Source organism: Vibrio sp. 10N.286.48.C11, assembly GCF_041469805.1.
GTDB lineage: Bacteria > Pseudomonadota > Gammaproteobacteria > Enterobacterales > Vibrionaceae > Vibrio > Vibrio crassostreae_C.
Genome location: NZ_JBFRLK010000010.1, coordinates 39,656 through 52,177, shown reverse-complemented (window position 1 = coordinate 52,177; position 12,522 = coordinate 39,656). Strand labels below are relative to the sequence as shown.

General features: G+C 46.9%; 6 protein-coding genes. 2 read left to right on the top strand and 4 right to left on the bottom strand.

From position 1 onward, the window contains the following. The first annotated feature begins 31 nt into the window (after positions 1-31). Positions 32-1,309: an NRAMP family divalent metal transporter gene (locus tag AB4209_RS03130; protein WP_065584686.1), complete on the top strand. Its 1,278-nt coding sequence runs from the start codon at positions 32-34 to the stop codon at positions 1,307-1,309. 92 nt (positions 1,310-1,401) lie between these two features. Here the strand turns inward: AB4209_RS03130 and rapA are convergent, their stop codons facing one another. Beyond that, a complete protein-coding gene (gene rapA, locus AB4209_RS03125; RefSeq protein WP_017062952.1) occupies positions 1,402-4,311 on the bottom strand; it encodes an RNA polymerase-associated protein RapA in 2,910 nt (969 codons plus the stop codon). Between the two features lie 466 nt (positions 4,312-4,777). On the opposite strand from rapA, the gene AB4209_RS03120 reads away from it, so the two are divergent. Continuing rightward, on the top strand, positions 4,778-6,157 hold the full coding sequence (locus AB4209_RS03120; protein WP_017062953.1) for a PhoH family protein: 1,380 nt from the start codon (positions 4,778-4,780) through the stop codon (positions 6,155-6,157). A 108-nt stretch (positions 6,158-6,265) separates the two neighbouring features. Here AB4209_RS03120 and tldD read toward each other — a convergent pair whose 3' ends face one another. The 3 genes from tldD to AB4209_RS03105 all read right to left on the bottom strand — a co-directional run bounded on the left by tldD (position 6,266) and on the right by AB4209_RS03105 (position 12,513). Beyond that, positions 6,266-7,711, bottom strand: a complete 1,446-nt coding sequence (gene tldD, locus AB4209_RS03115) for a metalloprotease TldD (protein WP_017061366.1) — start codon at positions 7,709-7,711, stop codon at positions 6,266-6,268. Between the two features lie 19 nt (positions 7,712-7,730). Then, positions 7,731-8,543, bottom strand: coding sequence for a carbon-nitrogen hydrolase family protein (locus AB4209_RS03110; protein ID WP_017061365.1), 813 nt, complete (start codon positions 8,541-8,543; stop codon positions 7,731-7,733). Between the two features lie 94 nt (positions 8,544-8,637). Next, a complete protein-coding gene (locus AB4209_RS03105; RefSeq protein WP_372054817.1) occupies positions 8,638-12,513 on the bottom strand; it encodes a YhdP family protein in 3,876 nt (1,291 codons plus the stop codon). Between the last annotated feature and the right edge of the window lie 9 nt (positions 12,514-12,522).

The window sequence follows — 12,522 nt, the reverse complement described above, 5'->3', positions numbered from 1 at the left end:
ATAATAAGAAGTCAGCATCAAAGGAAAAACGATGGACAGTACGGTTAAAACCACCAACACAAAAACACCAACCTCAGCTCCCCTATCAAGTTTAATTAAGTCTCTTGGCCCAGGCGTTATGATGGCCGCAGCGGCTGTAGGTGGTTCTCACTTAGTCGCCTCAACCAAGGCGGGTGCGATTTATGGTTGGCAGCTTGCCGCTCTCATTATCCTCGTTAACGTATTTAAATATCCATTCTTCAGAGCCGGCATCCAATACACGCTAGGAACGGGTCAAAGCTTGGTGGAAGGTTACTCTAACCTAGGCCGCCCATACCTTGTGATCTTTTCGATCTTGAGTGCCATATCTGCGGTCGTGAATACCGCTGCCCTGCTATTATTCAGTGCAAGCCTACTCAGTTACTTTGTTCCTTTCGATTTAGCCACTAGCACCTTGTGCATGATCGTTTTAGCGACCTGTTTGATCATTCTGTTTGCTGGCCATTATCGTGCTCTAGATACACTATCTAAAGCGATCATGGCGATCTTAACCATCACAACCTTAGCTGCAGTCGCCATTGCTATCGGCTCTCCAGTCGAACCTGATGCTGCTTTTGTTCCACCGTCGCCTTGGTCATTGGCTGCTATTGGTTTTATCGTGGTGACCATGGGTTGGATGCCTGCGCCTATCGAAATATCAAGCATCACCTCTATGTGGCTAAAAAGCCAAAAAGAGAAGCAGGAAGTGACCGCACAATCAGCGCTGTTCGACTTTAACGTTGGCTACATTGGTACGGCGCTGCTTGCTTTAGTATTCGTTGCGTTAGGCGCGCTAGTACTTCACGGTTCGGGAGTTGAACTGTCTCGCTCCGGTGTTGGCTTTACTCATCAATTGGTCGGCATCTACGCTTCGACAATTGGTGAATGGTCTCGCCCGTTAATCGCTCTTATCGCTTTCTTCTGTATCTTTGGTAGCACCATTACCGTTATCGATGGCTACTCACGCGTGCTTGCTGAATCACAACGTCTATTATTCAAAAAAGATTCAAGCCCAAGAATGCTGCAAGGCTGGATAATCATTGTCTCTATCGCGGCACTCGCGATTGTGATGTTCTTTAGCGCAGCACTGATGCCTATGCTCGATTTCGCAATGGTACTCGCGTTTGCAACAACGCCATTCTTCGCTCTGCTTAATTTCATCTTGGTCAACAAAGCTAAGCTTCCAGAAGCGCTAGCCATTGGCAGCAAACTAAAATGGTTGTCTGTAGCAGGTCTTGTTTACCTATTTGGTTTCCTAGCGGTATTTGTTTGGTGGAAGTGGTTAATGTAACCAGCTACTTGAATTGTTAATTAAGCTACAGATACAAATAAGGCCTTCATAATGAAGGCCTTATTTCGTTGAAGCATTTCGCTAATTCAAAACTAGTTGTGAGAAACCACAATCAAGCGTAATGAATCTAGCTGAACCTGAGCTTTGCTGATGTAACCGGTCAGTTCATTGATTTGAGCTTCGATTACCTCTAGCTCTTCATCACGAATATTAGGATTCACGGCTTTAAGCGCTTGTAGACGCTCTAATTCACCGTTCAGGTTAGTCTGCATATCTCGTTGAGCTTGTTCACGCACTTCTTCCACTTTAGGAAGTACGTGCGTCTCACCCGCTTCGATTAGCTTGTGAATTTCACCTTGTACCGAGTTAACTAGCTTGCTCGCTAGGTGACGGTTTACAGGGCTTAATTGACGGTTAAAGCTGTCGAACTCAACCTGAGCTGATAAGTCATTACCACGGCCATCCATCATCAAACGAATTGGCGTCTTAGGCAAGAACTGGCTGATACCGCTGCGTTTCGGCGCTTGCGCATCCACAAGGTAAACCAGCTCAAGCAGGATAGTACCCACTGGCAGCGCTTTGTTTTTCAGTAGTGATACCGCTGATGCACCAACACCTTCACTCAGTAGCAGATCGATACCGCCCTGAATCATTGGGTGTTCCCAGCTAATGAAGTTCATGTCTTCACGAGAAAGCGCAGTATCACGATCAAACGTGATGGTTGCGCCTTCGTATGGTAAGCCTGGGTAGCTTGGCACCATCATGTGCTCAGACGGCGTTACAACCAGAGCATTCTCACCCTTGTCGTCTTGGTTCAAGCCAATCGTATCGAACAGGCTTAGTGCAAACGTTACTAGGTTAGTGTCGCCGTCAGTCGAGGCAATCTTCTCTGCAATTTCATGCGCTTTGTCGCCGCCGTTTGAGTGCATTTCTAATAGGCGATCACGGCCTTTTTCTAGATCTGATTTCAGGCTTTGATTTAGCTTGGCAGACTCTTCAATCACTTCATCAAGTTGCTCAGTGTTACCAGAAGCCAGCATCTCGATAAGAACATCTGAGTACTTATCGTAAACCGTGCGACCCGTTGGACAAGTTTCCGCAAATGCATTCAGACCTTCATCGAACCAACGCGCAAGGATCGCCTGTGATGTGCCTTTTAGGTAAGGAACATGAATGTCGATATCACGCAGCTGACCGATACGGTCCAAACGGCCAATACGTTGCTCAAGCAAGTCTGGGTTGAATGGAAGATCGAACATCACAAGTTGGTTAGCGAACTGGAAGTTACGACCTTCAGAGCCGATTTCACTACAGATAAGAACCTGAGCGCCGCCCTCTTCTTGAGCAAAGTAAGCCGCAGCTTTATCACGCTCTAGAATCGACATGCCTTCGTGGAATACGGTTGCACGCACACCTTCACGCTCACGCAGTGCTTGCTCTAATTGAAGAGCCGTACTTGCACGAGAGGCGATCACTAGGATTTTCTCGCTGCGCTTGTCTTGGATCTTTTCAATCAACCAGTTAACACGTGAGTCGAACTGCCACCAGCTTGAATCTTCACCTTCAAACTCTTGGAAGATCTCTTCTGGATACAGCATCTTCATTGCACGAGCTTCGGGAGCCATTTTGCCACCGATCATGCCAGATACACGCATTGAGGTTGTGTACTGCGTTGGAATCTCCATCGGCAGTAGGTTTACATTACGCTTAGGGAAGCCTTTGATTGCAGCACGTGTGTTTCTGAAAAGAACACGGCCAGTACCATGGCGATCCATAAGGTTATCAATCAATTCTTGGCGAGCTAACGCTTGCTCTTCTTCGCTGCTATCACCTTCGATAACGCGGAATAGAGGCTCAACATCTTGCTCAGAAAGCAGTTCCGTAATCTGGTTCTTCGCGCTGTTTTCAAGCTTCACTCCAGAGAACAGAGCCGTTACTGCATCAGCAACCGGTGCGTATTGGTCTTCTTCTTCAACGAATGCTTCGTAATCGTAGAAGCGATCAGGATCAAGCAGACGCAGACGTGCAAAGTGGCTCTCACGACCAAGCTGTTCAGGCGTTGCTGTTAGTAGTAGCACACCAGACGTATTTTCCGCTAAGCCTTCAACCACTTGGTATTCACGGCTTGGTTTGTCTTGGCTCCACTCAAGGTGGTGCGCTTCATCGACAACCAACAAGTCCCACTCGCCTTCAAGTGCTTGCTCGTAGCGCTTACGGCTCTTACGTAGGAAGTCCAAAGAACACAGAACGTACTGCTGGGTATCAAATGGGTTGTCCGATTCAGCAAACGCTTCAATACAACGCTCTTCATCGAAGATAGAAAAATGCAGGTTGAAACGGCGCATCATCTCTACTAACCATTGGTGTTGTAGGGTTTCAGGAACCACAATCAGAATGCGTTCAGCACGGCCAGACAGCACCTGTTGGTGGATGATCATGCCCGCTTCGATGGTTTTACCTAGGCCCACTTCATCAGCCAGTAAAACGCGCGGAGCGTGACGACGACCCACTTCATGAGCGATGTATAGCTGATGAGGGATCAAGCCAGCACGCATACCACACAAGCCACGCATCGGGCTCTTGTGTTGTTGGTACTGGTTGCTTAGCGCACGGTAACGCAACACAAAGTTATCCATACGGTCGATTTGACCTGCGTATAGCTTATCTTGTGGCTTGTTAAAGCGGATCTGGTTGCTTAAGAAGATTTCACGCAGAGTGACTTCTGTTTCTTGGGTATCTTCGCGAGTACCTAAGTAGGTTAGCAGCCCTTTGTCTTCGATAACTTCTTCGACAGACAGAGACCAACCTTCTTGGCATTCGATGACATCGCCTACATTAAACGTTACTCGGGTTACGGGAGCATCAGTACGTGCATAAACACGGTTTTCTTCTGACGCTGCAAACATTAGTGTCACTGTGCGAGCATCCATTGCTACAACGGTACCTAAACCTAAATCGCTCTCCGTATCGCTTATCCAGCGTTGCCCCAAAGCAAATGTCATGAATCGACTACCTCAATCTTATAGTTGGAATTTGGTCTTCTTAACTGCAGTTTTAAACAAGAACATTATCGCTCCTGAACTAAAAATATAGCCAAAAATGTCTAGTTTGCAGCCACTTTTTAAGTGCGCTCTCAATAATAAATATCTCGAGAAAATGGTGCAGAAAAAGGTCGCTAATCTTACTCGATGCTGTGATTTAGGTCACGCCTAAAGGAGATGATTTCATGCTTTTTTTCTGTTTTCGCCAGTGCAATCAAACTGTCAAAAATTCATGGTTAATCTATAGGTAGCAGATTGCTGCTCTCAAACGAATACACCATATTCACTCGTAACGATATGGTGCTGTTCCTCTAGATGAAGTTTAGGTGAGTAGTTGACTATCACCAGAATCAGATACTAATCTTTATATGAGCTTTATCTACGTTCAATGAATGCAAGGCAAGCCGCACGTCGGCAAGGAGATGCTATGGGCGAGACCAACCGGAAGCTATTTGTTTTAGACACCAATATCCTACTTCACGAACCCTTCGCTATATTTTCTTTCCAAGAGCACGATGTCGTTATCCCCATGACAGTGCTAGAAGAACTCGACAGAATCAAAGACAGTAAAAGAGACGTTGCTCGAGATGCGAGAATTGCGATTCGAACGCTCGAAGACCTGTTCAGGGAAGCCACACCAGACCAAATATCGGAAGGCATCCCTTTTTCTAAAGACATAAATGCATCTGGCAGTATTTCAATACTCGCTGACTACGAACTTCAAGAAAGCATCAAAGCCTTTGCCGATGACAAGGCGGGCGATAACCGAATCCTCAACGCTGTCCTCTATCTTCAAAATAAACGCGCACCACGCGAAGTGGTTCTCATCACCAAAGACATCAATATGCGTTTACGAGCAAAAGGCGCCGGTGTACGTTTTGTTGAAGACTATCAAACTGACCAACTGATTGATGATATCCAATACCTCACCAAAGGCTTCCAACAACTGGAAGGCTCATTTTGGGATGGTATCGATAATGTCGAGAGCAGAAGTTTAGGCGGCAAGACGCTGCACACCTTAGCAAGAGCGCCGTTCGAGCCAACCTTCCTCAACCAATATGTGATTGACGAAGAAAGTGACTTTGCCGCTCGAGTCGAGGAGATTGAGCCGGAAAGCATTACCCTGAGAGACCTCAGCCGCGAAAGATTGATGAATCGCAGAGCATGGGACATCACACCAAAGAACGTCTATCAAGGCATGGCGATTGATGCGCTGCTCGACCCTGATATTGATCTTGTGATTCTCACTGGCGCCGCAGGTAGTGGTAAGACACTGCTTGCTATGGCTGCTGCACTTGAACAAACCATTGAACGTAAGCAATTCGATAAGATCATCGTAACCCGCAACACCCCTGATATTGGTGAATCGATAGGTTTCCTTCCGGGTACAGAGGAAGAGAAAATGTTGCCTTGGTTAGCCGCAGTGACCGATACACTGGAAGCGCTGCACAAGAACGACCACTGCACAGAAGGCTCGATGAAGTACATCTGTGACAAAGCCAATATCCAGTTCAAATCAATCAACTTCATGCGTGGCCGCTCGATTCAAAATGCCTTTGTGCTTTTGGATGAGTGTCAGAACCTCACCGCTTCACAGATAAAAACCATCATCACCCGTTGTGGTGAAGGTACTAAGATCGTCTGCTCAGGTAACTTAGCGCAGATAGATTCTTCTTACCTAACCCCTGTGACTTCAGGCTTAACCTACATGGTTGAGCGTTTTAAAAACTTCGAAGGCAGTGCCAACATCCACCTCAATGGTGTGGTGCGTAGCCGACTAGCTGAGTTTGCGGAAGAGAACATGTAGTGACTCTATACGCTCACTGAATCAGTAATCTAAAAACAAAAAGCGCCTCACATTGGAGGCGCTTTTCAATTTAATATTTTGAAGTAAGTCGGCAGAGGTTAGTCTGAATTACTCAGTACCACCAACGGTTAGCGAGTCTAGTTTCAATGTTGGTTGACCAACACCCACTGGCACACTTTGACCAGCCTTACCACACACACCCACACCACGGTCGATGCTTAGGTCGTTACCCACCATAGACACCTGCTGCATCGCTTCGATACCAGAACCGATTAGCGTCGCGCCTTTCACTGGGTGAGTGATCTTACCGTTTTCAATCATGTACGCTTCAGACGCTGAGAATACAAACTTACCTGATGTGATATCGACCTGACCGCCACCGAAGTTCGGTGCGTAGATACCTTTCTCAACCGTCGCGATGATCTCTTCCGGTGTGTGTTCGCCCGGTAGCATGTATGTATTCGTCATACGTGGCATTGGAAGATGCGCGTATGACTCACGACGACCATTACCTGTCGGTGCTACACCCATTAGACGAGCGTTCAGCTTATCTTGCATGTAACCTTTTAGGATGCCGTTTTCGATTAACGTATTGTACTGACCGTTAACACCTTCATCATCGACGTTCAATGAACCGCGTAGATCCGTTAATGTACCGTCATCGACAATCGTACATAGGCTTGAAGTTACTTGCTCACCAACTTTGCCAGAGAATACTGACGACTCTTTACGGTTGAAGTCGCCTTCTAAACCGTGGCCTACCGCTTCATGCAGCAGAACGCCCGGCCAACCAGAACCAAGAACCACAGGCATGGCACCAGCAGGCGCTGCAACCGCTTCAAGGTTAACTAATGCTTGGCGAATCGCTTCATCCGCAAATTGGTAAGCAACTTGAGTGCCTTTGTCATCACTTAAGAAGAAGTCGTAACCAAAACGGCCACCACCACCAGCGCTACCACGCTCACGACGATCACCCTTCTGTGCAAGTACGCTAATAGACAAGCGAACCAGCGGACGAATATCACCAGCGTAAGTGCCATCAGTCGCAGCAACCAGCATCTGCTCATGCACACCACTTAAACTCACCGATACTTCAGTCACCATCGGCTCTTTAGTGCGAATGTAAGCATCTAATGATTTTAGTAATTCTGTTTTCTGCTGTTTTTCCCAACTCGCAAGCGGGTTAACTGCATCATAGTAAGCTTGATTAGAGTTGCGTTTGAACGCTTGAACCTTGCCGTTTTGACCTTGTTTAGCAATACCACGAGCCGCAATTGCGCTCTGCTTAAGACCATCCAATTGGATTTGGTCAGAGTAAGCAAAACCAGTCTTTTCACCAGATACTGCACGAACGCCAACACCGCAATCGATATTGAAAGAGCCGTCTTTAATAATGCTGTCTTCTAGCACTAAAGATTCGTGCCAGCTTGACTGAAAGTAGATATCAGCATAATCAATTTGGCGGGTAGCAATACTCGCCAATGTATCTGCGATATTTTGCTCCGTAAGCCCTGTCGGGTTCAGTAGCGCTTCTTCAATTTGATTAATGCTCATAGATGGCTCTTGTTTGTAATTAAAATTGATTGGTAAATCGAGAGTGTTGCGCGATGGGCATATTTTGCCTAATGGACTCGCAACTGGATGTGTCTATCTCAACCACCATACTTTTAGGATCTTGGTCTAACTGTGCGACCACTCGTCCCCATGGATCAACCACCATTGAGTGTCCCCATGTTTCTCTTTGGCAAGGGTGTTTTCCGCCTTGACCTACCGCGACAATCCACGACTGTGTTTCAACCGCGCGGCATCTTAATAGTACTTCCCAGTGCGCTTGACCCGTTACCGCTGTAAAAGCCGCAGGCACCACAATGATTTGTGCCCCTTGCTTACGTAACTCTGAATACAAGTGTGGAAAGCGCACATCATAACAAATACTCAAACCTAAGCGACCAAAAGGCGTTTCCGCTGTCACAACTTGGTTGCCCGGAGTGAAAATATCCGACTCTCGATAGCACTTATGGGCGTCAGCGACATCCACATCAAACATGTGTAGCTTGTCGTAATGAGCAACGAGGCAACCAAAATCATCAATCACCAAGGTGGTGGTCGTCACTCCGTTAGTTGTGCTTATCGGCATACTGCCAATGACGATCCAAATTCTGTGAAGCTTTGCTAGCTCAGAGATTTTCTTTTGCAGTGGGCCATCATTAAAAGGCTCAGCACACTGGTGATAGTCGGCTTTACTGCCAAAAACTAACGCGTTTTCAGGGCAAACAACCCACTTAGCCCCCAACTCTTTGCACTTTGCAACTTCTTGAGCAAGGTACTCAAAGTTCAATTCAGGGCTGGGGCCAGATGTCATTTGAATCAACCCAACACAATCCATGTGTATCGCTCCTCCATTCATTATGATTCAGAAATCAGCATTTCACCGTATATTCGCTGACTCGGGCATAAGGTCTTTTCGGCTAATTTAAGGCCTATTCAGCTAATTTTCTCAGCTTCTCTGGCAGCTGAAACTCGCCAGAGCTACGAGAAAGTTCGCTCACCGTTGGTGAATCCAATGGTCCTTTCACCGAATAATTTACTTGGGTAAAGACTTCCACAACTGGCGAGATAACCGTGGTCACCGCCAATACGTACAGCGCCGTTTGAGGGGTTACCGCAAAGGCCGTTAATACGGGAATACCCGAGGTAATATCTGGGGTAAAGTTCACCTCAGCATCAACCTGACGCGTGTTGAGGTTAGCGATACCTTTGATTTTCATCTCACCTGCGACCGCATCCATGTTCAGATCATTGGTCAGGAAGATACCATTTTGAATCTCGCCCGTTCCGGTGATGCTGTTGAAGGCCATACCTTTATCAAACACATCTGAGAAATCGAGCTGCATCTTACGGATGATCGAATCTAGGCTAAACAGGCCAAGTAATCGAGCTGCGCCGCTCACATCCGAGATAATGCCTTTACCAAACTTGGTTTTAACGTTGCCATCAAGGGTATCCATTTTGATTCCCCAAGGCGAACCATCCCAATTTAGTTGACCTTCCAACGCGAATGGCGCTTTTTGAATCCCGGAAGTAATACCAAAGCGCTCCATGAGCTCGCTGTTGTTTTCACCTTCAACATCAACGGTTAACGATGAATGACTCTTGTCACCTTGCAGTTCCCACCAGCCACTCACATCCGCTTTGTTACCGCCGCTTCGCACCTGGATTTTGTTCCACTCGATACGATCTTCGTTCCTCGTCATTTCAACATCGACCTTACCCACCTTGTAGCCTTGCAGCCAAAAGTCGTTCAGCGTCAGGGTCAGGTTTGGCATCGCATCGTGGATCTCTCTATCCAATTTGGATATCAATGGCGCAGCTTGTTCTTTACGTTGCAGCAGTTGCTGATCTTGGTTGTTCTTATCACTCCACTCAGGAACAAACAGATGCAGACGATCCAGTGAAACTGTCAAATCATAAGGAGGCAGGTAGTTAATATCCCCTTCTAGCTCTTGGCTAGACACTTCCATTTGCCACGCCTGTTTGTTCTTACTAGCACTAAAATCGACGTCATTCCAAGAGATACCACCCAAGATCAGCTCTTTACTCTCAAAGGTAATACGGCTTGGCGCAGGTATGGTTGGCGTGTTCATTTGACTAAGTACAGCCGTTGAAGGCTTTACCGGTTCCATTACAACCGATAACCAATCATCGGCATTGAATTTGTCTGTACGAATCAGGGCGTGATGGCCCACCACCGGGCTAATTTTGTAGCCACCGCGACCAAGCACTAAGTTGGTCGCCGTTAACTCAGGCACGTCGCCTGTGATATCAATCTCAGCTTGGTACTTGGTGTTTGGCAATTGCAGGCGCGCGGTAATCGTCTCTTGGTTACCCGATGCCTGTAGCCTTGCAGAGCCACTTTCTAGTGATTTTTTCGCCAATGGATATGGGTAATCACTCGCCAAGTATTTTAGGTCTGACTGTAAGTCTAGTTGGTAGGTAAAGCCGATATCATTCAGCTGGATATCAATCTGGCTTTGCCATTGCGCATGACCTGATAAGCGGCTTAACCATTGCTCACCGATGTAAGGTTCTAGAGGCTTGACGTCCCAATCACCTAACACATCAATATCAACTGCATAGCCAGGACCATCATTAAGGCCCTTAAAATCAAGCGAGATACCTTGGTTAAGCAGATCCGCAGCGAGGCCATTTGCCGTCACTACGTCATTATCAAATTCAATTCGACCCGTGGTGTTCTCGAGCACCATTGGCGGCGCTTCAATCTCAACATGGTTGCCACTTAAGTCGGCGTAACCCCATGCTCTTGCTTCTTTTTCAGAATCAAACGGAATATTCAGCTGGAACTCAGAAGAGACATCACCACTCACTTGAAGTGCGGTTAAGGCTGCGCCTACCGAGCCCACCAGTGGCGAAGACGTCATGTAATCGCGTACTGCGTTGCCAGACGCCGTCGCTTTAGCTTCAATTTCAATATGGCCGCCTTCCCCTAAATAAGGAATGCGTCCTGTGATTCGATCTGCCGTCACATCCATCAGTTGAGCTGAGCGAGAATCCAGATGCATCGCATCATTTTCAAACAACAGATCAAGCTGAAGATCAGTAATCAGTGGCCACGCGGTATCAAAGCTGAATTTCGCATCTTCTAAGCCAACCCAAACCTGGAAAATACCATCATGATTGGTGTATGGATATTGCGCCAACTCACCATGCCACAACAGTTTTACGGTATCCGCTTTACCTGCTTGAATCGCTGTAGAAAGATAATCGGTAAGGTCTTGTCCAAGTGCTAATGTTGGCAGATAGCGCCATGTCTCGCCGACATTGTAAGCGTCCGCTTCACCGTAGAACGATAAAAATGGGCTCGCATCATTTGGGAAGTCTAAGCGGAATGCACCTAGTACTTGTAGATCTGGCGTGGCTGCCGTGACTTTGTCAGACCAAAGCCTCCAGCCGTTTTCATCTTGCTGCCAAACAATATCAACCTGACCTTGTTTGATATTCAAAGGAGCTTGGAATACGTCACCGTAAGGGAATACATCGTCAATAACATGCAGGCTTGCTTTCGCTTCTGATGCAGAGCCAAACACGCTACCGGACACTTGGCTAAAGCCTGGGACTAGTTCCCATTGCTCGATAGCAAGATCAGAGAAGCTCGCTGAATAACGCAGACTCTCGATACCTGAATCCATGGAAACACGGATATCAGAAACAGAGCCGCCCAGCGCCAATACGTTAATCATTTTGGTTGATTGTTCAGAGTCAGGCAGCAGCTTAATCAACGGAGTAATAGTCGCAATATCCAGCTCAGAAATGTTGAGTTGCCATGGACCTTGATTCCACTTGAACGCTACGTCGAGTTCCGGCCAAGGTGTGTCATCCGTTCTAAGGTTTAGTGAGTGACCATTTACTTGCCAACCATCATCAGTCGGCGACAACTTAAAGACACCGGACTCAAGCATGAGGTCATGCTCGCCATCTTCGTTCCACGCCAGTTCTGAGGGTAAAACCTCAACATAAGCGCTCACTGGCTTGCTATTTCGCAGCGTAAGCCAGCTATTCAAGCTCACAGTACCCGTTTCAATGCCGGATTCCGCCTGCATATAATGCGTAAGCCATGGCTTAACAGAAATGCTGTCGGCACTGACATAAAACTCACCAGTCACATCAGTCAGTGACCCACCATCAATAAAGTTAGCACTAACTGACAGAGAGTTTAGATTGGCATCTTTGATACTCACCACACCTTCAGCAAGGTGATGTTTGTCTGAATTTTGCCATTTTAAGGTTTCTATATCGAGCTGACGTTCTTCACCCGAAACAGAGTGATAAAGAATAGAAGAATCTTTTGCAGTTACATCGACGAGTGTTTTTAGCAGTAAATTATCGAGCTCTTGTATCACTCGCTTGGAAGACTCGGGATCTGTAGGTTCGTCTTTGCCATTTTGTCCGGCAAACAGATCAATTGAGCGGATATCAAGATACATTTGATTCATGACTAGATCGGCCACAACCGGGCGCATCTGCACGAGCGATTGAATCAAGTCAAACTCGACTTCAACACGCTCAACAGAGAAGGTCACATCTTCTGCATTGGGGAGGCTAGCTTTAACGCCTTGCAGAGCAATAGAGGGGTGAGTGTTACGCCAAAAACCGCCCACATCTTGAATCGAAAAATCAAAACCGGAGTGTTGGTTTACCCAAAGCTCAATTTCAGATTGATACTTGTTTAAATTGGGCAAGGCTACACGCAGTGTAGTAACGGCAATGGCTAGCGTTACTAAGAGAGTAACCACTAACCATAAACATGCACGTAGAATCAGAGTAACGCTTGAGCTCACAAAATTTCC